This is a genomic window from Microcoleus sp. PH2017_35_SFW_U_B, assembly GCF_020737865.1.
Taxonomy (GTDB): Bacteria; Cyanobacteriota; Cyanobacteriia; order Cyanobacteriales; family Microcoleaceae; genus Microcoleus.
In genome coordinates, this window is record NZ_JAEQDE010000125.1 from 1 (window position 1) to 19441 (window position 19441).

Sequence of the window (19441 nt, forward strand, 5' to 3'; positions counted from 1 at the left end):
TGCCCTACAAGCGTTTTCGGGATTATTGCACTACTCCAGACCATCTCGATACACGTGTGCAACGTGCCTACTAATCTGATGATAAACCTTTTGATGCCAACCATTGGCGATCGAACAAACGCGACTGATACCGAGCTCCACCGTCGCAAAGTACCGTCACAATCCTATGTCCAGGCCCCATTTGCTTAGCCAAAGCCACAGCAGCCCCCACATTAATCCCCACAGAACCCCCCATAAATAAGCCTTCTTTCCTCAGCAATTGGTAAACCACGCGGACAGCTTCAGTATCATCAATTTGGATAGCATCATCTACGGAGACATTCTCCATATTTCCAGTAACGCGACTCGTACCAATTCCCTCAGTAATCGAACTACCTTCAGTCTTAATTTCTCCTGTTTTGAAATAACTGTAAAGCCCGCTACCCATCGGGTCTGCCAAAACAGCTTTTATCGCGGGATTTTTTAATTTCAAAAACATTGATATACCCGCAAAAGTGCCGCCCGTACCCGTCGCAGCTACCCAAGCATCAATTTTTCCGTCGGTTTGTTCCCAAATTTCCGGACCGGTTGTCTCGAAATGAGCTTGGCGATTGGCTAAATTGTCAAACTGATTTGCCCAGACGGCATTCTCCATTTCCGCAGCCAATCTTCCCGACAGTTTGACATAATTATTCGGGTCTTTGTAAGGAACAGCAGGAACAGTCCGAACTTCGGCGCCCAAGGTTTTCAAAGCATCGATTTTTTCTTGTGATTGGGTATCAGGAATCACAATCAAACACTTGTAACCTTTAGCGTTGCAAATGTGTGCTAAACCGATGCCCGTATTGCCGGCAGTGCCTTCAACAACAGTTCCCCCCGGTTTCAGCAAGCCTTTTTCTTCAGCGTCTTTGATGATGTACAAAGCAGCCCGGTCTTTGACGGAACCGCCGGGATTGAGAAACTCTGCTTTGCCGAGAATTTCGCAGCCGGTTTCATCGCTGAAGCTGTTTAATCGAATTAGTGGTGTGTTACCGATTGTGCCTACAAAGCCGTTTTTGATATCCATATTTTTTGATTGTTTCTATACTATATAATTCTGACAATAACTTTGATATTTCGTGCTAGCAGTTTACCAAATTTTGCTCATATTTAGCACAAATCCCGGCAAAACTGGGTCGCCACTGACTGTCACCGGATTCTCCAAGCATTCCTCTGGCAAACCGGGACGGTAGATGTAGACTCTGCGATTTTTGCGGTCAATCAGCCAGCCTAACTGCACTCCTGGTTCCCTCATATATTCTTGCATCTTTTCTTGTAGCGACTTAAGATTGTCAGACGCAGACCTGAGTTCTACTACAAAATCTGGGCAAATCGGGGCAAATTTTTGCTTTTGTTCGGGTGACAAAGCATTCCATCTTTCCAGTTTAATCCAAGCAGCGTCAGGCGACTTTTCTGCACCTGTTGACAAAGTAAATCCTGTACTGGAAGTAAATGCTAAGCCTGTACCATTTTGTTCAGCCCAAACCCACAGCGGCCCAAATATATTGCCTTCTCGATTTCCCGTCTCCGAACCAGTAGGCGGCATAATTAGCAGTTCTCCCGATTTGTTGCGTTCAATCCGTAATTCACTATTGATTTGACAGAACTCGAAAAACTCGTCCTCTGTCATTTGCAATTTTGGCGGTACTCGCAACACGATTGTTGGTGACAGCATTTTGCGTTTCCTCTAATTTCAATTATTCAGACAATAGGATAATTTTTGGGTTCGTAGTGAGGACTTCAGTCCTCAAAAAAGAGGATTGAGGACTTTAGTCCTCACTACGAACCAGTCGGTAAATTTAACTTATTTATTCGGTTGAGGAGTCATCCGCAAATAAGGCTTAACTGGCGTGTAGCCTTTGGGAAATTTCTCTGCCAACTCTTTCGGGTCGGTAATCGAAGGTACGATGACGCAATCGTCGCCGTCTTTCCAGTCAACTGGAGTCGCAACGCTGTATTTGTCAGTAAGTTGCAGAGAATCAATTACCCGCAAAATTTCGCCAAAATTCCGACCAGTGCTCGCTGGATAAGTAATGCTCAAACGCAATTTCTTCTCCGGGTCAATCACGAATACTGTGCGAATTGTTAAGTTGTTCAGCGAGTTAGGATGAATCATGTCGTAAATGTCAGAGACTTTACGATCGCCATCTGCTAAAATTGGATAGTTGAGAGTAACTTTTTGAGTTTCCTCAATATCTTTAATCCAGCCCATGTGAGAATCCACATCATCCACACTCAGGGCGATGGTTTTAACGCCCCGCTTATCAAATTCAGATTTGAGACGGGCGACTGCGCCGAGTTCGGTGGTACAGACTGGAGTATAGTCTTTCGGGTGGGAAAACAACACGACCCAGCTATCGCCGGCCCAGTCGTAGAAATTGATTTCGCCTTCAGACGAGGCTTGGGTAAAGTTGGGAACTGTATCGCCTAATCGCAGTGACATAACTGGTTTCCTCTAATTTTATTTAACGACGGTTCTCTATCATCCCATAAGTGCCCGGTTTCTCGATCGCACTGTAAATGATTTTAAACTTTTTGGTCGATCGCCGACCAATACCATTACTGTAATATATATGAGAGTTTTACCCTAAATTTTGTTGCTATGCTGTACTTTTTGCTGAAGACAATACAGCCTGTTTTAGTTCCCGTGTGTTGTGTCTGTGCCTGGGGTTTAGTTTTTTTGGTGTGTTCGAGTGTCGGGCGTGCTGTCGGCGACTCAATGCACAGAGCTCAGCGGATGCACCAAATTCCTTGTGCTAACTGCGTGTTTTTCACTGGCGACTACCACCTCAAGTGTCCCGTTCAGCCTACAATAGCTCTATCTGAAGATGCGATCGACTGTTGTGATTATCGATCGCATTCGGGAACTTACGGTTAAAAAAATCAGCCGTCGCTTGACATATTTCTTAACATTTCTCGCTATTTCGATTAAACTTAAGTTGCGATCGAGAGATTTTCAGGAGTGTATAAAGAATGATAGTTCAAAAGCTAAACGGTTGCGACGAGTTTATAGCGGGTGACGGTACTCAACTGCGAGAATTGCTGCATCCAGACAAACAAGCTGTCGAGTTGCGTTACAGTTTAGCCCACGCCACCTTGCCACCGGGAGAAACTTCCGCGCTGCACTCCCTGACCACTTCTGAAGTTTACTACATCATCAGTGGCGTTGGGGAGATGCACATCGACGATGACACTCAATTGGTGGAAGTCGGAGATGCGATTTACATTCCGCCAAACGCCAAACAGTTTATTTACAATTGCGGCACAGAACCGCTAATATTTATTTGTATCGTCGATCCGGCGTGGCGAAAGGAAGACGAGACAATTTTTCAGTAAGGTGTCGAAAAATCTGTTTTAACAATAATAGCTTTAACAATAACAGCACCCAGCCATATGTACCGAGTGATTTCCTCTTTTTGCAACTTCGATGCGGAGTTGCAAAAATCCTAGGATTCACTTGCATTGCTCCCCTCTAATTAGTTGAGGAAGTATCAGCTTTGTTGGTGGGTGCTGTTATTGATTTTTGATGAGACAGATGTGAGATTAAACAGCGTTTTACTCCTTTGATTCTATTTTGAACTTCGCTGTGATATCTAGATGTTGCATCTGTCGGAAAAGCTTTTTGTTTGCTTCATGTTATTAATCTACCACCTTTTTCTAGAAGTGCAAGCACCTGCAACTAAACTTTACAGATGAAGGAAGACGGAAGTTCGGCAACGAGCAATGTACGGGATGTAACGGATGTCGGGGAGAAGGAAGACGGAAGAGGGAAGACGGAAGACAATCTTCTATGGGTAGAGATATTGAGGAGGAATTATGAAGTTAAATGAAGCATCGAGCTTTCTGAATGGGCGGCTAAAATAGTACAGTTCGGCTGTGGCTGCTACTGCGAGAAACAGAGATAATATTTGTATGAAAAAAACCAAACTCATCAAACTGTGCGCTTTATCGCTGAGCATTTTTCTGCTGTGTAGCAGTATCGTGACAGCGGAACCGATTGCGAAGCCTCAACCGCAGCAGACTTACACTAACCAAGAGATTCTGCAACAGTTGGTGAAGGCGAAAGTCGTGTATCTGGGAGAAACCCACGATAGCGTTGCCGACCACCAAGCTCAACGGGCGATTGTTCGAGAAATGCAGCGGCAAAATCGTAAAATTGCGATCGCGATGGAGATGTTTCAGCGTCCGTTCCAAAGTGCGATCGACAACTACTTAGCTGGTAAACTGACAGAAGAGCAATTAGTCGAGCAAACAGAGTACGATCGCAGATGGCGTTTTCCCTGGGAATATTACGCCCCATTTTTGCGGTTTGCCAAAGAAAAACAACTACCAGTCCTAGCCTTAAATACACCATCGGAAGTAACGAGAAAAGTTGCCTCTCAAGGCTTAGAAAGCCTCACAGCAGAGGACAAAAAATATATTCCGCCAATTTCCGAAATTCGCACCGACAACGCCGAATACAGGCAAATGCTGCTCGAAGTTTTCCAACAGCACCAAAAGGCTGCACAGGGAAATAGTACGGCCTTTGAAAGATTTTTGCAAGCTCAAGTTTTGTGGGATGAAACTATGGCCGAAAAAATCGCTGAATTTGTCAAAGCTAACCCGGATTATCAAGTTGTGGTGTTGGCGGGGAAAGGGCATATTATGTTCGGTTACGGAATTCCCAGCCGCGTCGAGAGGCGCTTGGGAGTCGGAAATGTAAAAATGCGATCGGTTTTATTCAGTTCAGCTACAGATACTCCTTTGTCTGCAAGCAAACCCATGGCTGACTTTGTTTGGAAGCACTTGGAATAGTACAATTTTACTCGCAAGCAATAATCGGGAACAGTCAATGACAAACACACCAAAAATACTTGCATTTGCCGGAAGTACCCGGGAAGCGTCCTACAACAAACTGCTGGTAAAAGTTGCGGCTGCTGGGGCTAGGGCGGCGGGCGCAGAAGTTACTTATGTAGATTTGCGGGATTTGCCGATGCCACTATTTGATGAAGATTTGGAAGCAAAAGAAGGAATACCAGAAAATGCCCGGAAGTTGAAGGAATTGATGGTAGCACATCACGGGTTTTTGATAGCTTCCCCGGAGTATAACAGTTCGGTTACGGCTGTGTTGAAAAATGCGATCGACTGGGTATCGCGCCCAGCCCCGGGAGAACCAGGATTGGTGGCATTTACTGACAAAGTAGCGGTAATTATGAGCGCTTCCCCTGGCGGATTTGGCGGTATGCGGGGATTGGTGCATTTGCGATCGATCCTAGGTAATATTAACGTGTTCGTACTCCCGGATCAGAAAGCCATTCCCCAAGCTTTTCAAGCATTTAATGCTGATGGTACGATGAAAGATCCCAAACAGCAGGAGTCTGTGGAGAATCTCGGCGCTAAGTTGTCTAATGTGCTGTCGAAATTAATCGCGTGAGGTGATTAATTAATTTTGCAGTAGGGACGCAACAATGTTGTGTCCCAATCTCAGTATCTGTGATTTTGCTGGCTGCATCAAGTGAGATTCATAGAATAAAACCCTTGAAATGGCATCATTAAAATTCCCAATATCCGACTAATTTCATTAACAAAAAAGTCTCGCTTGTCAATATAAATTGTACTGCCATTCAACTTAAGAAACTTCCAATCAGTACCTGTAGTCACAGCCCCATAAATACTGGCAATTTGCTCTCCGCTGCGCTGATTAAATAATTGGGCGGCTACCATTTCTGCAATACACTGACCCAAACCAGATTTAATACTTTCATTCTTAGCCTCTGTGAGAGTAATGACGGGGGCGCGAATTTCATAGGAATCCTTTGATGCAGTGAGAATATAATCGCAATAGCCGTTCAAACCTGCTTCTAAATCTACATTGAATTCTGAACCCGAGAAAAAACCAACTTGAAAATCAAATTGCCGCCTGACTTCCAATAATATTGGGGCAATAATTAACTCAGCGCGAGCCTTTTCGGTATTAATTGCCGTAGCTAAGGACAGGTTTTCAGTTAAAGTAGTTTGCAAATAGGAACTTGGCTGTACCTCCGGGATATCGCCAAACAAATCTAAAGGTTCTTCTACGGTTAAATTAAAAGATTCTCTAACTTTCGCTAAAGTTGTAAAATCGCTGTATGCCACAGGTTGACCTCATTGCTCGATTTTGGCGATCGCATTCTCAAATTGCTACAATCATAGTTGATTGCCTGTTATCCTCACCCCCAAATTAACATGACATTCACCGGAGATCCAAATTCAGCACCTGTTTTGCCAACAGCCGCAGAAGCAGCGGTTGCCAAAATCAGCAGCCGCGCCTTACAATCGCACTTAGAAAATCATCCATCTGGCGAATCCCTGAAATTGATATTAGATGAAAAAGAGGGGAAGACAATTGACATCCCAGCCGCAGTATTACCCCTGCTGTTAGCGATTTTGCAACAGACAAGTAGCGGCAATACTGTCAAGCTGGCTCCCATTACTAAAGAACTCGATATCTGGCAGGTTGAGGGTTTGCTGAATGTGTCCCGCGAGTATGTGTGGCAGTTACTAGATGATGGCAAAATTCCTTACAAAATGGTACAAAGCTGCCGTCGGATACGTTACGAAGATGTCATGAAATATAAAAAGCAGGATTATGACAAAAGAAGTAAAATCCTTGACGAACTTGTGGCAGAATCAGAAGCACTCGGTTTGTACGACTAACTCATGAAAATTGTCAAAGTTGTCTGCGATGCTAATGTGTTATATTCAGCCGCACTCCGCGATTTGTTGATGGAACTAGGAGTTGGTGAGGTATTTGAACCGAGGTGGACAGAAGAGATTCACGAAGAATGGATAAGAAACGTGCTCCTGAACAATCGAAATCTTACATCAGAACGACTTACCAGAACCAAAAATATGATGAATGCCAGCATTAAAAATTGTTTAGTGCAAGACTATGAGACAATTATACAAGATTTGGAACTTCCCGATCCGGGCGATCGCCATGTTCTAGCAGCAGCAATTCATTCTCGCGCGGATTTTATCGTTACTTTCAATCTCAGAGATTTTCCTGCTGACAAACTCAGACAATATAATATTGAACCGCTGCACCCCGATCAGTTTATCCTGCGCTTGCTCAACTTCAATTGGCAAGGTGTATGCAAAGCAGCGGAAAAACAAAGAATCAGGCTCAAAAATCCGCCAAAAACGCCGGATGAGTATTTGCAAACGCTGGTAGAATTGGGACTGCCGCTGTCAGCAACTCGGATGCGAGAATTGTGTTATGCTGATTAGCCCGATCGCCTACTAAAAATTTATTTAACAGAGATAATAGCGGCTAGGAAGCATACCACCAATTGTACCAGTACCGCATCACCCGATCGACCTAAAAGAAAACCACCCGATCGCACATTGGCACACATAGGCTAGAACAAGCATAATTTAACCATCGGTCATCGGTCGGTTATACTTGTCACAAACAGTATGGCAGGCGTGGGAGACTCCTCCGTCACACCTGCCATGCAGTTTTATTTAATATTAGACAAGATTGCAAAATAATTTTATGCTATAATGAAGGGTTTGGCTTAAGTGGAGCAGATTGCAGGTTAGATCGGCACTTTAAAATTATGAGTTAGCTCTCAGGTCTAAAACTCAAAGCCTTTAATTGTAACTCCGTGATTTTTTTTTCAACAGGTCTAATATGTTCCAGGATAGCGGTCAGTCCATATTTTATGTTCATTAAGATATTCCTGATTTGAAAGGCTTCTCCCGCAACAGTGAGTTTTTTTTCGTTTGTAGCAGCAATTAACGAAAACAACATCTTGAGATACAAATTAAAGCTTGCTCGCGGTATTGTAAACCCGTAAATTTACTAGATTTATTTGCCCAAATAACTCAATATTTTAAAAGTCTAAGTAATTCTATTTACGCCCCGCTTAAAGTTAGGTTGGTAAAGGTTATTATTTGTTTCCCTTTCTCGACTTTCTCCACAAGTGGACTGCTCCCAATCCCAAAAAGGTCAAAAATGAGGCGAAGGGGGAGGAGTTCTCCGGTACGGGAGTAGGAGGAGATTCGTTAATTTCTAAGGTCACAAGCCCCTCTCCTGAAATAGTTCCATTTCGGGCTTCGGTTATATTGTCAGTTGGGCGAGCATCGGGTATACTGGGCGGCGGGTTGCAGGGGCTAAAAAGCAACTAGATCTGATTCTATCAATCGCTCCGACGATCTATGAAACATCGAAATATAGAGCCTGTATTTTTGGCGATCGCCAAAATTAGTTGACGTGCCATCAGATCGGATGCCTTTTAATATTGTATCTTCATTCTATGCAACTTCATGTAAAATTGGTATTATGGACGATGTATTTTCAGTTTAATGAACAAATACCAGAGGTAAATCAACATAATAGAATCTGTCAAAATTAGCAAAAATAAAACCACCATAGCGGACTGGCGATTAACTCCTGGTTACTTGCATGAAGGTAGGTTAGATTTTGAATCAGCACATATTTTGTTAGGGTATTTCTTGGCAGATAGAAATCCTCTAAATCCACCGGGAGAAAAAGAATTATTTGCTGAAGATGGCATTTTTGAATGGGGACACGCCCAGCCTCTAGAAAAAGTCATAAATTCACGGGAAGATGTGGAGTTTCTGCTCAAAAATCCTAATTTGTTGCGGAACTGTATAACCATTATTGAACCGTGGGAACACGTAGGCGTTAACACTCTCGGAGAAGATGTTCGGGCTTCCAAAAACGTTGCCTACATTGCTCAAAAAGTTGCCGATATCGACTCAGTATTATTGCCAGTTTGGTCAACGGGAATCATCGATCCAGAAATAATTGTTCCGGCAATTACCTGCGGTTATGCCGTAGTAGTGGAAGGAGGCGATCCATCGACATACGATGAATCGACTTGGACAAGTCCAGCCTGTCCGCGAGAGGATATGTTTGCATTAGTGGAAAAATTGCTGATTTCGCGATCGCCCACGAGTGCCCCGGCAATATTCATCTGTGTAGGCCACCAACTGGCTGCTGAAGGTAACATAGGACTGATTCGTCGTGCAGTCAAAGAAGTCCTGGGGATGACATCTTTGAATGGCGATCGCTCAGGTATTGCTCTGAGATCGTTGCAAGAGGTTGCAGGGCGCATCGAAGCAATAGGTAAGACTCTTCAAGTTAAAAAACGTGATGGGCGGGTTGTTGCCCAGGGCTGGAACGATCGGCATTTTGCGGTGACGCGCAATGAATCGAAGGAAGTTGGCGATCGCGTGTTGTTACCCTATCAGTCTCCAGACGGCGATGCCTTAGATATTCCTTGGGAACTCATCCATGCCCACTCTGTAACAGCAGATGCACATGAAGGTGTCATTGACACGACGATTCAATACGAGCATGAAGTATCAATTTCGATGTTTCACTCAGATGAAGTCAACGAAGAAGCTGTACTGTTTGCTAAGGAATGAAAATTTAATAACTTACACGCTCGATGATTGTTGTGGGATGGGCGTCCCGCCCGTCCTTTCTGCACGGGCGGGACGCCCATCCCACAAATTTGCTTAAGTTATTTAAGTATTCATGACGCCCTTATTCCTTATCGGCATTTGATAGCTGGAAGTCCTCTGTCATGGCTGATACAACTGCCTGATTCTGTGGAAATTCTTTGTTCGACAGCAGCTAATGGCGAAATAGTTACAGAATGTTCGGCTACGTGCATTAACTACAAAGACTTTGAAGCCAAAAAAATTCGACGTTCTTTTACTTGCCAGTTCCATCCAGAATTGCTGTCAGATTTGCGTGCGATCGGTAACAGCGAAGCTCCATCATATGCAACTTTGAAGAATGATGATGGTGTCCGCTTATTTGTACGACTACTGTATGCAGGTATGCAAGAGTAATGCTGTTAGCTTGCTGTCTTTTGGGAGATGAAGATGACAATTGAACTGAAACTATAGCCTTTCAAGCGAAAGATGATGTATGCTAAGTTATGCTACAACCCTTACACCACCAACCTTTTCAGATCAAGATTCGTCCGCGAATCAATGTGAGAAAGGCTATATCACAGCAACAGATCATCTTTTGAGCGTTCAATCACTTATTTTGAATTGAGCGCTCATCAGATACACTAGATGTTCGCTCACAATTCAAAACTATCGATCGACCCCTGCCAGTTTTTCTGCTGGAGCCGATCGCAAATTTTCACTTTTTGATTCGCCAAATATTGCTGAAATTCGGGTTTTTCAATGTCGCTGCGCCACAGGATAGCAGCATCTTCTCCTGTGTCTGCGTAGTATCGCTTTCGCCGTCCTGCTTCCTTAAAGCCAAATTTGTGGTACAGAGACAGTGCGACTAAATTAGAGGCTCGCACTTCTAAAGTTGCCCTTTCTAACTGTCTGCGGTGTGCCGATTTTAGCAAAGTCCAAAGCAGAGCTTGTCCCAAACCCTGACCTTGAAAGCGCGGATCGATCGCCAAAATGGTAATGTGAGCTTCTTCTAAAATTACCCACAGACAACCGATACCGATGAGCATTGGGGGAACTTGTAGGGGCGGTGGATGGTGCGTGCGGGCCCGAATCTGTAGGAGCGGTGGATGGTGCGTACCCGCCTGGTTGTGAGCTGATTCAGAACCCTCAGTTTCCCATGTCCACAAACCCAGTAAATCGCTATTAGGACTGTCTAACTCGCGCCTGTAGCCTTCGATCGTCCAAAGTCCGCCAAAACAGAGGCGATCGAGCTCTACTGCACTGTTGAGGTGTTCGGCGGCGAGATGTTTGATTCCGAGAAAAGGCACAGGGGATTTTAGATTTAATAATTACTCAAAAGCATCAATCTGGGCGCTGATGACCCAATTGCTTGCCGTCAATTGTACACTGGAGAACACAGTAAGGATAGTTATTGCGCGATGGTATTAACTCAATCTATCGAAAAAGTGGAATCTGGACTTCAGTATCTGTCTAAATCTCAAGAACCCAGGGAAAGTCGATCGCCCAATCAAGAGCTTTTACCGCTGACAGCCAGCGTCAACAGTAAGAATCATTTGGAAATAGGAGGCTGCGACGTAACAGACTTGGTAGAGAAATTTGGCTCGCCACTGTACATCTTAGATGAAGAAACGCTGCGGGCGACCAGCCGCCAGTACCGAGAGGCTTTTAAGCGGTACTATCCGGGCGAATCTCAAGTGATCTATGCTTCTAAGGCTTGGAGTTGTTTGGCTGTTTGCGCGATCGCGGCTTCCGAGGGCTTAGGCATAGATGTGGTATCTGCCGGAGAAATTAAGACAGCACTAAAAGCTGGCGTGAATCCAGAAAAAATTTACTTTCACGGGAATAACAAATCCCGCGAGGAAATCGAACTAGCTGTCACCAGTGGCTGCACAATCATTGCAGATAATTTGTGGGATTTAGACAATCTCGCAGAGTTGGCAAAATTGGGTGTCAGTCACAAAGCCGGTGAGCGGATACGAGTTATGGTCAGGTTTACGCCTGGAATTGAGTGTCACACTCACGACTACATTAAAACTGGTCAAATCGACAGTAAATTTGGATTCGATCCCAACTCCCTCAAGGATGTTTTCATTTACCTCAGCAAGCAGCCGTCTTTATCCTGCGTCGGATTACACGCTCACATTGGCTCTCAGATTTTTGAAGTGAAACCCCACCACGATTTAGCAGATGTGATCGTTAAGGCTTTCAAAGCAGCAATTGGGCACGGGTTGAAGCCGACAGAAATTAATATTGGCGGTGGGTTGGGTATTCGCTATACTGAATCCGACGATCCTCCAAGCATAGATGATTGGGCTAAGACAGTCTGCGACGCAATGGTAGCAGCTTGCAACAATAATGAGAAGTTGCCATTACCGAAATTGCTTTGCGAACCGGGTCGATCGCTCGTGGGTTCAGCCTGCGTCACCGCTTATACGGTGGGCGCTAAAAAAGTCATTCCAGGAATCCGGACGTATTTATCGGTAGATGGCGGTATGTCGGACAATCCCCGTCCAATTACCTACCAATCAGTTTATCGAGTCCTCGCAGCCAACAAAATGTCTGCTGAGTTAACGGAAACAGTGACAGTTGCTGGCAAACACTGCGAATCAGGCGATATTCTGATTAAAGATGCTAAGTTGCCAGAGTGTCAGTCGGGAGATATTCTCGTCGTTACGGCTACAGGGGCATACAATTACAGCATGGCTTCTAACTACAACCGAGTCCCCAGACCGGCGGCGGTTTTGGTGAAAGATGGGAAAGTTGACACGATCGTAGAGCGGGAAACTGACGAGGATTTGCTGAGGTTCGATCGCCTTCCTGAAAGACTCGGAACTAAAAAGTAAGAAGTAAAACATAAAAAGTAAAAAGTAAGATGATTCATTGGGATTTCTTGATGATTGTTTTTAAACTTTTTACTTTTGGCTTGTTCAGTCACGCGATTGGAATAACAACTGTTCATGGTTCACGGGTTCGAGTGCATCATAGTTCGCGGTTCACAGGCGGTAAGGTTCGATGAACCATGAACAATCAACAATCTGGCTATGACTTTGGCCTCATTCAGTCCTTATTGATTCAGGCGATCGATATTGGACTGGTATTTGCCCTTGCGTATTTGGTGCTCGTCATTGTCGGGGAGCGCCGGACGCTTTGGATGGTAAGGGGATTTATTATTTTGATGCTGGCGGCGGCGGTGAGTAACTGGGCTGGATTGAGGCTGTTGCACGTGGCGCTCAACAGCTTGGTAACGGGTTCTGCTGTGGCAATGGCGGTAATATTACAGTCGGAGTTTCGCCGATTTCTGGAACAATTGGGTCGGGGGGAAATTATACAATTATTTGGACGCGATCGCCGACCAACTCCCGAACCCGACAGCGTAATAGATGAAATTGTGGACGCAGTAAAAGAACTTTCGCAAAACCGCACGGGCGCTTTATTAATTGTAGAAACAGATTCTCCGATCGACGATCGGGATTTTTCAGTTCCGGGAGTGAAGCTAAATGCGGAAGTCTCTAAGGAATTGTTGCAGACTATCTTTCAACCGCAAACTTTGCTGCATGATGGGGCTGTTTTGATTCGGGCTTCGCGGATCGTGTCGGCTGGGGTAATTTTGCCTTTGTCCGATCGCAGCGCCTCGCGGCAGTTGGGAACCCGCCACCGGGCGGCGATGGGGATTACGGAACGGGTGCAAGCTTGCGTGTGCGTCGTGGTGTCGGAGGAAACCGGTTCGATTTCTCTGGCGCAGATGGGAACTTTAAATCGACCTTTGACTAGCAGCAAACTTAAGGAATTGCTAGAAGCAAAGCTGTTTCCGTCGGAAGGAGAAAGAGTGGTGACTCCAATTCCGATCGGCAATCTCGGACGGCAGATAGGATTGAAGGGAGTGACACTGTTAAAACGGATACTGCGCCGTTAGTCGGGTAATCGGGAGAAACCATGAGTCAAGGAATTTGCTTGGAAAAGTTGCCTGCGGATCTACAACAAGAACTACTGCCTAAGCACATAGCAGTGATTATGGACGGAAACGGGCGCTGGGCTAAGAATAAGGGGTTGCCACGGATTGCGGGGCACCGCCGAGGAGCTAGCGCTCTCAAAGAACTGCTGCGCTGCTGCAAAGATTGGGGAATTCCAGCTTTAACAGCCTATGCTTTTTCGACGGAGAATTGGGGCCGGCCGGCCGGGGAGGTGGATTTTTTGATGAGTTTGTTTGAGGGCAAGCTGCGGCAAGAATTGCGCGAGATGGTGGACGAGGACGTGCAAATTCAATTTATGGGGAATTTGCAGGCTTTGCCGAAGTCTTTGCAGGCGGAAATCGAGCGCTCTGTGACGGCTACTCAGCACAATCGGGGGATTTTGTTTCGGGTGGCGACGAATTACGGTGGCCGCCAGGAGATTGTACAGGCTTGTCGGGCGATCGCCACTCAGGTACAAGAGGGCAAGTTGCAGCCAGAGGAGATTGATGAGGTTTTATTTAAACGCTATTTGTATACTGCTGATGTTTGCGATCCGGATTTGCTGATTCGGACGAGCGGGGAAATGCGGCTGAGCAATTTTCTGCTGTGGCAAATGGCTTATTCGGAAATTTACATTACTGAGACGCTGTGGCCGGATTTCGATCGATCGGAGTTTCACCGCGCTTTGTCTGACTATCAGCAGCGCAGCCGCCGATTTGGCAAAGTGTAACGATTTTGGATTTTGGATTTTAGATTTTGGATTTTAGATTAATTTTTCAGTTGCCAATTAGGTATTGATTCTGAAGTATATTCCTCAATCTAAAATCTAAAAACGATTTTGGATTTTGGATTTTAGATATTTTTCAGTTGCCAATTAGGTATTGATTCTGAAGTATATTCCTCAATCTAAAATCTAAAATCGCCAATCTAAAATCAAATTAGGGGCCTGAGAAAACGGCATCTTCAATGTCGTGACGCGAGAGCGAGTATTTGAAGGCTCGCTGAATGTCTTGGCCGTCGGCTCCGGCGTCAATATAGCGGATAGTGAGTTGATCGATATCGAGGGAGAGTTCTGCTTTCCAGGTTGGTCGATCGATCTGCCAGCAGTGGAGTTCTCGCCGATCTTGCTCGCAGCCGCGGCTTTTTAGCCACTGTTCGATTTCTGGGAGTGGATGGCTGTACAAAGGAGTGTCAGCGGAAGGAAGAGTCATGAGCAATTGGGAATGGGGAATGGGGAATGGGGAATTGGGAATTGGGAATTGGGAATTGGGAAAACTGTAGTTAATCTTTAATTTAGAACTTTTAGTTGTCAATTGCCACGAATTAAGCCGATCGCGATCGCCAGTACCAAGCATCCGACTAAAGTAGCCCCCATGATAAATAGAGCGAATATTTCGCCGGGGGACAGAGGGCGATCCGTGGGATCTAGGTAAGCCGAGTTAGAAGTTTTTTTACTCGATCCCGAAACCGGAGTGTTGAAGCCCGGGGGCGACTGAATCACATTCAGGCGAGAATAACCTATTTTGAGGTCGTAGGCGAGGCGGCGTTCTGGGTTGCTGAGGGTGGCGTAGGCGTTATTGAGCTGTTGAAATTTGGCGGTGGCGACTGCGGGTGGCAAGTCGGTAGTATCGGGATGGTAGAGTTTGCTCAGTTCCCGGTACGATCGCCGAATTTCGATCGCAGAGGCTGAAGGATGCAGCCCTAACAAGCCGTAATGACTGGAACCCAAGGGGGTTTTTCCGGGTTTTTTCTGACTTTTGTTTTTCGCAGTTGCCTCGTTTCCTGCCACCGAAGCCCCTCTCTGCCGATTGTTGATAATATTTGATTATTTTACCCCAGAGTTGAGTGTAGCGCCAGTGTTTGCCAGAGCGATGGGTTGAGTGCGGGCGATAAATCGTGGCAAGTAACCTCAAACCCAGCACCAAGATATTCGTGCCGTCCGCTTTATCGATAACGTTTATTCTTTAAAGCGTCTCCTCTTTTGAACGCAAAACTTTTAAGCTGTGCGGAAGCCAAAAAGATGCAAACGCAGAATGCTGTACACAGAAATCCACCCAATAAGGCTGTATGCCAGGGCAAATGACCTTTTCGCGTGAGTTGACTGTAAATCATCATTAATGGCGATCCTAATGCGCCAAATAGCCCAAGATAGTATCCCAAGTCACCTATACGCCAAAGCAATCCCAAGAACCAACTTTGCTTGCGTAGTTCTTCATATTCAGGATAGTCTAGTGACATTACAAATCCACTCCCTGTGCCTAATTAATTTAAACTATGAATCTACCCGCAAATTCTGCACATCCTCAACGCTAATCCCGGTAACTTGGGCGATTGCGCCATTATCTAGCTGTGAGAGTAATTGTTGGGCGATCGCTAGCGTTTCTTCTCGTTTTCTTTGTTCTCTTGCTGCCTGTATTCCTGCCTGTCTTGCTTCTTCAACAGCTTTAATAATTGCTCCCTGTTGGTCGTGAATAAACTGTTCCTTGCGTTCGTAAACTTCTACTTCTTCCCGACTTAACCGGGCTTGATTGGCAAGATCGAATGCTTTGTGGATTTCCGGTACGCTATCGATTGTTTCGGGAACTTCTGAGAGCATTCTGGCATATTTCATGAAATATATCCATTTATCTGTCAAAGTTTCTAGTTGACTTGCTTCTTTATGGAATTTAGGTAATTCTATAAACACTAAATTCATGGCATCTTCGGGATAGTTTAAATTGCTTTCAACTTCTTTATACACAAATCTCGAAATTAAGTTAGGGCTGTTGCGAAACATTTCAAAATCTGTAATGGTTAAAGCTATTAATGGCTTGAGCATTCGATAGCCTTCTCCTCTTTGCAATTGAAATGCGTAGGTTGTGGCTGCATTGTACAATACCCGATTGCCAGAATATTGAACGTTGAGAACTAGAATTTCAATAATGACTAAGGTGCCATCGTCTAGTTTGGCTGTGACATCGAGGTAAGTATCTTTTAAATCTGCAAGTTGCCTCGGCAGATTTGGGTTGATTATTTCTAAGTCTTCGATGGTGGAATTTCCTTCATAAATTAAGGCGTTAAGAAAGCTAATTAGAATCTCTTTGCTTTCTGAGGAGCCAAAGATTTTTTTGAAGGCGTATTTGGTTTTTGGGTTGATAAATATCATGGCTTTAATTTTGTAGTAGTGATTCAATCAGTGAGGCGTAGTTTGTTGGAATATTTAGGAATCGCCCCGCAAATTTTGCACGTCCTCAACGGTAAGCCCTGTAACTTGGCTGATTTTGTCATTATCTAGCTGTGAGAGTAATTGTTGGGCGATCGCCAGCTTTTCTTCTCGCTTTCCTTGTTCTATGCCTTGTTCTATGCCTTGTTCTATGCCTTGTTTTATGCCTTGTTTTATGCCTTCGTTAAGCGACTTAATAATTGCTCCCTGTTGGTCATAAATAAACTGTTCTCTTTTGTCTAAATCTGCCACTTCCTCTCGGCTCAACTTGGCTTGATTCGCAATATTAAAAGCTTCATGTATTTCTGGTATACTATCCATTGTTTCTGGGACTGATGTCAGACTTCTCGCATTTTTCATGAAATAAATCCATTTATCTGCTAAAGTTTCAAGTTCCTCCTCTCCTTTGATAAATTTCGGCAATTCTACAAATACTAAATCTAGCTCATTTTCGGGATATGTAAAGTTTTTATTGACTTCTTTTAACACAAATCTCGAAATAAATTCTGCATTCTCAGGAAACATCTCAAAGTCAGTAATTGTCAAAGCAATTACTGGCTTCAATAGTCGATAGCCTTGGGCTGCTTCCAATTGAAAAGCATAGGTTTTAGCTGCATTGTAAAAAACCCGCTTGCCAAAAGACTGGACGTTGAGCACTTGCATTTCAATGATTACTAAAGTGCCGTCGCTGAGTTTGGCTTTCACATCGAGATAACTATCTTTTAAGCCTTCTAGTTTGGGAGGCAGATTCGGGTTAATAATTTCTAAGTCTTCGATGGTGGAATTTCCTTCATAAATTAAGGCGTTGAGAAAGCTAATTAGAATCTCTTTGCTTTGTGAGGAACCGAAGATTTTTTTGAAGGCGTAATCGGTTTTCGGGTTGATAAATATCATAGTAGTCAGATTTAGTTTTAAGGTTATCGGTTTGGTGGCGAAGCAACAGGATTTGAGAGCGGTCAAACGGCAGATTTTGTTTCAGGTAATGGCTTGACATTTTCTGGCAAATGTGAGTTGCCGATCGCCAGCACGGGCTCATCGTCCCTGTGTTCGTCATCGATCGGCAGTTGGCAAGAAATCAATTCTGTGACGATCCGATCGCCCAAAACATCTTCCCAATCCTGCAACTGTTCCCTGGCTTTGATCGGCTCGTTGACAGCAACATCTACGCCCATTTGTTGGAGGTTGAGGCTGTGGGCTGTCGATCGACGATTCACAAACTCCACCAACCAAACACTCAATCCCACTGCGGCCATCAAAGGCAATACAATCCGATAATCGCGGGTTAATTCAAACATCAATAGAATGGCTGTCAGCGGTGCTCTAGCGCTACCTGCGAGGACGGCGGCCATGCCCACCATTGCGTAGGCGGCAGGGCCTGCGACTCGATCGCTCAATGCCGGGATCATTTCCAAAAAGATGCCATAAGCCGAACCCAACGAAGCTCCCAAAAACATCGCCGGGGCGAAGATACCACCCACTAAACCGCTACCGAGGCTGATAGCTGTCACCGCCAGTTTGACGAATAGCAGCAACAGCAGCAAAGACAAGGAAAATTTGACATCTTGGAGCATTGCTTGGACTGTTTCGTAGCCCACACCCAAAATTTGAGGCAATTGCAGGGCGACTAAACCGACGATCGCACCGCCGATGACGGGATGAAGCGGCCGGGGCAGTCGTCCCAGCCAAGCAAATCCTCGGGTTTTTCCTTGAAAACAGCGATCGGCCAATTGAATTGCTTCTGTATAAGCTAAGGACACACAGCTTGCCAAAAGTCCCAATCCCATGTAAAGAGGCAGTTCTAGAGGACTGCGGACATCGTAGATTGGCAAAGCAAAGGCCGGCTGAGCTCCCAAACAAATTTGAGCGATCAGCGCCGAAACTACGGCGGAGAGCAAGACAACGCTGACTGACGAAGTGGCGAAGGTGCTACCGAGTACGACTTCTAAGGCAAAAAAGACTCCGGCGATGGGAGAGTTAAACCCGGCGGATAAGCCTGCTGCTGCTCCCGCGCCGAGGAGCAAGCGCTGCCGTTCTGGGGAAAGCTGCAAGATTTGAGCTAGCAGCATTCCGAAGTTGGCGCCGATTTCCACGCTGGGGGCTTCCGGGCCGAGGGAGGCGCCGGTGCCCAGGGATACTGAGGCCGCCACCATTTTGGTGATGGGTTTGAGGGGGGAGAGTTCTTGTAGCCCGCGGGTGGCGGCAATTAAGGATGACATATTGGGGCCAAAATCGCGAAACCGCCAGCGCATCAGCCCGATGATGACTCCGCCGAGGGTGGGAATGCACGCTAGTGTCCAAGATCCCGAAGAGGCGATCGCCCCCATAAAGTCTTCCAGCATCAGGCTGTGGATCAAGTGGATCAGGTAGTGAAATGTGACGACGCCTGCGCCAGTAACTCCCCCGATCACTAGGGAGAGGACGAGCAGGAGGGTTTCTGGGTTCGGATGCAGGCGGCTGAACAGCGGGCTGAGGCGGGAGGAATGCGGAGTTTCTGCGGTTGAGCCGGGCGGCAGCAGCTCCACAGGATGGGTGGCTTTCATTTAGCGGTTCATTCTTCTGTGAGAAGTTAGATAAATATTACATTTTATTTCTTATTTTCATTTTGAGTGATTTCAGAGGAATTGACAAGTTAATTAAGGCGTATTTTATGGCAGATTTTTGGGGCTGGCGGCTGGGATGGAATGACCGCTTCTGAGGGTGAGTGAATTTTAGCTGATAATTGTATGCTCAGTGACATTCAAAATTAGATAAACTGAGCGATAATCCTAATTAACTATATCTACAGTCTTATAGTTTCTGGCGATCGCATTAGAGGCTCTGCCATCTAGCAGTCTGT

The 19441-nt window shown here is 45.4% G+C and carries 22 protein-coding genes; 12 read left to right on the forward strand and 10 right to left on the reverse strand.

Translation table 11 applies throughout. From position 1 onward, the window contains the following. Positions 1-70: 70 nt before the first annotated feature. The 3 genes from JGK36_RS29410 to JGK36_RS29420 all read right to left on the reverse strand — a co-directional run bounded on the left by JGK36_RS29410 (position 71) and on the right by JGK36_RS29420 (position 2461). On the reverse strand, positions 71-1045 hold the full coding sequence (locus JGK36_RS29410) for a cysteine synthase A (protein WP_293198085.1): 975 nt from the start codon (positions 1043-1045) through the stop codon (positions 71-73). Positions 1046-1108: 63 nt separating this feature from the next. Beyond that, positions 1109-1693: a Uma2 family endonuclease gene (locus JGK36_RS29415; protein WP_293198088.1), complete on the reverse strand. Its 585-nt coding sequence runs from the start codon at positions 1691-1693 to the stop codon at positions 1109-1111. 129 nt (positions 1694-1822) lie between these two features. Continuing rightward, complete coding sequence (locus tag JGK36_RS29420) at positions 1823-2461, reverse strand: peroxiredoxin (protein WP_293152832.1); 639 nt, start codon at positions 2459-2461, stop codon at positions 1823-1825. Between the two features lie 159 nt (positions 2462-2620). On the opposite strand from JGK36_RS29420, the gene JGK36_RS29425 reads away from it, so the two are divergent. The 5 genes from JGK36_RS29425 to JGK36_RS29445 all read left to right on the forward strand — a co-directional run bounded on the left by JGK36_RS29425 (position 2621) and on the right by JGK36_RS29445 (position 5431). Beyond that, the gene (locus tag JGK36_RS29425) at positions 2621-2896 is read left to right on the forward strand and encodes a hypothetical protein (protein WP_293176038.1); all 276 of its coding nucleotides are present in this window, start codon (positions 2621-2623) and stop codon (positions 2894-2896) included. 95 nt (positions 2897-2991) lie between these two features. Further along, positions 2992-3354, forward strand: a complete 363-nt coding sequence (locus tag JGK36_RS29430; RefSeq protein WP_293176040.1) for a cupin domain-containing protein — start codon at positions 2992-2994, stop codon at positions 3352-3354. A 356-nt stretch (positions 3355-3710) separates the two neighbouring features. Then, the gene (locus tag JGK36_RS29435) at positions 3711-3848 is read left to right on the forward strand and encodes a hypothetical protein (protein WP_293176042.1); all 138 of its coding nucleotides are present in this window, start codon (positions 3711-3713) and stop codon (positions 3846-3848) included. Positions 3849-3930: 82 nt separating this feature from the next. After that, entirely contained in the window at positions 3931-4812 is an 882-nt protein-coding gene (locus JGK36_RS29440) for a ChaN family lipoprotein (protein WP_293176044.1), read from the forward strand. Between the two features lie 37 nt (positions 4813-4849). Beyond that, the gene (locus JGK36_RS29445; RefSeq protein ID WP_293198091.1) at positions 4850-5431 is read left to right on the forward strand and encodes an NADPH-dependent FMN reductase; all 582 of its coding nucleotides are present in this window, start codon (positions 4850-4852) and stop codon (positions 5429-5431) included. A gap of 77 nt (positions 5432-5508) precedes the next feature. Here JGK36_RS29445 and JGK36_RS29450 read toward each other — a convergent pair whose 3' ends face one another. After that, a complete protein-coding gene (locus tag JGK36_RS29450; RefSeq protein WP_293176048.1) occupies positions 5509-6132 on the reverse strand; it encodes a hypothetical protein in 624 nt (207 codons plus the stop codon). A gap of 90 nt (positions 6133-6222) precedes the next feature. On the opposite strand from JGK36_RS29450, the gene JGK36_RS29455 reads away from it, so the two are divergent. From JGK36_RS29455 to JGK36_RS29470, 4 genes are all read left to right on the forward strand, one after another. Then, positions 6223-6693 (forward strand): excisionase family DNA-binding protein, encoded by a 471-nt coding sequence (locus tag JGK36_RS29455; protein WP_293176050.1) that lies wholly within the window; start codon positions 6223-6225, stop codon positions 6691-6693. Between the two features lie 3 nt (positions 6694-6696). Next, entirely contained in the window at positions 6697-7266 is a 570-nt protein-coding gene (locus tag JGK36_RS29460; protein WP_293176052.1) for a putative toxin-antitoxin system toxin component, PIN family, read from the forward strand. A 1230-nt stretch (positions 7267-8496) separates the two neighbouring features. After that, positions 8497-9435, forward strand: coding sequence for a hypothetical protein (locus JGK36_RS29465; protein WP_293198094.1), 939 nt, complete (start codon positions 8497-8499; stop codon positions 9433-9435). 30 nt (positions 9436-9465) lie between these two features. Further along, positions 9466-9867, forward strand: coding sequence for a hypothetical protein (locus tag JGK36_RS29470; protein WP_293201260.1), 402 nt, complete (start codon positions 9466-9468; stop codon positions 9865-9867). Positions 9868-10106: 239 nt separating this feature from the next. On the opposite strand, the gene rimI is transcribed toward JGK36_RS29470, so the two are convergent. Next, positions 10107-10760 carry a ribosomal protein S18-alanine N-acetyltransferase gene (gene rimI / locus JGK36_RS29475; RefSeq protein ID WP_293176058.1) on the reverse strand — a complete coding sequence of 218 codons (654 nt, stop codon included), beginning with the start codon at positions 10758-10760 and terminating at the stop codon, positions 10107-10109. Between the two features lie 111 nt (positions 10761-10871). Between rimI and lysA the strand changes: the two genes are divergently transcribed. The 3 genes from lysA to JGK36_RS29490 all read left to right on the forward strand — a co-directional run bounded on the left by lysA (position 10872) and on the right by JGK36_RS29490 (position 14133). After that, entirely contained in the window at positions 10872-12296 is a 1425-nt protein-coding gene (gene lysA, locus JGK36_RS29480; protein ID WP_293192422.1) for a diaminopimelate decarboxylase, read from the forward strand. Between the two features lie 176 nt (positions 12297-12472). After that, on the forward strand, positions 12473-13366 hold the full coding sequence (gene cdaA / locus JGK36_RS29485; protein ID WP_293176062.1) for a diadenylate cyclase CdaA: 894 nt from the start codon (positions 12473-12475) through the stop codon (positions 13364-13366). Positions 13367-13386: 20 nt separating this feature from the next. Next, positions 13387-14133: an isoprenyl transferase gene (locus tag JGK36_RS29490; RefSeq protein WP_293176064.1), complete on the forward strand. Its 747-nt coding sequence runs from the start codon at positions 13387-13389 to the stop codon at positions 14131-14133. A gap of 208 nt (positions 14134-14341) precedes the next feature. Here the strand turns inward: JGK36_RS29490 and JGK36_RS29495 are convergent, their stop codons facing one another. The 5 genes from JGK36_RS29495 to JGK36_RS29515 form a co-directional block, all read right to left on the reverse strand. Further along, entirely contained in the window at positions 14342-14614 is a 273-nt protein-coding gene (locus JGK36_RS29495; protein ID WP_293176326.1) for a DUF3143 domain-containing protein, read from the reverse strand. Between the two features lie 98 nt (positions 14615-14712). Continuing rightward, positions 14713-15192 (reverse strand): J domain-containing protein, encoded by a 480-nt coding sequence (locus JGK36_RS29500; RefSeq protein WP_293176066.1) that lies wholly within the window; start codon positions 15190-15192, stop codon positions 14713-14715. 483 nt (positions 15193-15675) lie between these two features. Further along, positions 15676-16548, reverse strand: coding sequence for an Rpn family recombination-promoting nuclease/putative transposase (locus JGK36_RS29505; protein WP_293192425.1), 873 nt, complete (start codon positions 16546-16548; stop codon positions 15676-15678). A 54-nt stretch (positions 16549-16602) separates the two neighbouring features. After that, positions 16603-17499: an Rpn family recombination-promoting nuclease/putative transposase gene (locus JGK36_RS29510; protein ID WP_293198097.1), complete on the reverse strand. Its 897-nt coding sequence runs from the start codon at positions 17497-17499 to the stop codon at positions 16603-16605. A gap of 62 nt (positions 17500-17561) precedes the next feature. Beyond that, the gene (locus JGK36_RS29515; protein WP_293176070.1) at positions 17562-19145 is read right to left on the reverse strand and encodes a chloride channel protein; all 1584 of its coding nucleotides are present in this window, start codon (positions 19143-19145) and stop codon (positions 17562-17564) included. Positions 19146-19441 lie beyond the last annotated feature (296 nt).

Excerpts from the sequence above, each read along its gene's own strand:
- JGK36_RS29420 (WP_293152832.1), bottom strand. The coding sequence starts at position 2,461 with ATGTCACTGCGATTAGGCGATACAGTTCCCAACTTTACCCAAGCCTCG.
- JGK36_RS29505 (WP_293192425.1), bottom strand. The coding sequence starts at position 16,548 with ATGATATTTATCAACCCAAAAACCAAATACGCCTTCAAAAAAATCTTT.
- JGK36_RS29460 (WP_293176052.1), top strand. The coding sequence starts at position 6,697 with ATGAAAATTGTCAAAGTTGTCTGCGATGCTAATGTGTTATATTCAGCC.
- JGK36_RS29515 (WP_293176070.1), bottom strand. The coding sequence starts at position 19,145 with ATGAAAGCCACCCATCCTGTGGAGCTGCTGCCGCCCGGCTCAACCGCA.
- cdaA (WP_293176062.1), top strand. The coding sequence starts at position 12,473 with ATGAACAATCAACAATCTGGCTATGACTTTGGCCTCATTCAGTCCTTA.
- JGK36_RS29440 (WP_293176044.1), top strand. The coding sequence starts at position 3,931 with ATGAAAAAAACCAAACTCATCAAACTGTGCGCTTTATCGCTGAGCATT.
- JGK36_RS29430 (WP_293176040.1), top strand. The coding sequence starts at position 2,992 with ATGATAGTTCAAAAGCTAAACGGTTGCGACGAGTTTATAGCGGGTGAC.
- JGK36_RS29490 (WP_293176064.1), top strand. The coding sequence starts at position 13,387 with ATGAGTCAAGGAATTTGCTTGGAAAAGTTGCCTGCGGATCTACAACAA.
- JGK36_RS29455 (WP_293176050.1), top strand. The coding sequence starts at position 6,223 with ATGACATTCACCGGAGATCCAAATTCAGCACCTGTTTTGCCAACAGCC.
- JGK36_RS29510 (WP_293198097.1), bottom strand. The coding sequence starts at position 17,499 with ATGATATTTATCAACCCGAAAACCGATTACGCCTTCAAAAAAATCTTC.
- JGK36_RS29425 (WP_293176038.1), top strand. The coding sequence starts at position 2,621 with ATGCTGTACTTTTTGCTGAAGACAATACAGCCTGTTTTAGTTCCCGTG.
- JGK36_RS29415 (WP_293198088.1), bottom strand. The coding sequence starts at position 1,693 with ATGCTGTCACCAACAATCGTGTTGCGAGTACCGCCAAAATTGCAAATG.
- JGK36_RS29410 (WP_293198085.1), bottom strand. The coding sequence starts at position 1,045 with ATGGATATCAAAAACGGCTTTGTAGGCACAATCGGTAACACACCACTA.
- lysA (WP_293192422.1), top strand. The coding sequence starts at position 10,872 with ATGGTATTAACTCAATCTATCGAAAAAGTGGAATCTGGACTTCAGTAT.
- JGK36_RS29495 (WP_293176326.1), bottom strand. The coding sequence starts at position 14,614 with ATGACTCTTCCTTCCGCTGACACTCCTTTGTACAGCCATCCACTCCCA.
- JGK36_RS29445 (WP_293198091.1), top strand. The coding sequence starts at position 4,850 with ATGACAAACACACCAAAAATACTTGCATTTGCCGGAAGTACCCGGGAA.
- JGK36_RS29435 (WP_293176042.1), top strand. The coding sequence starts at position 3,711 with ATGAAGGAAGACGGAAGTTCGGCAACGAGCAATGTACGGGATGTAACG.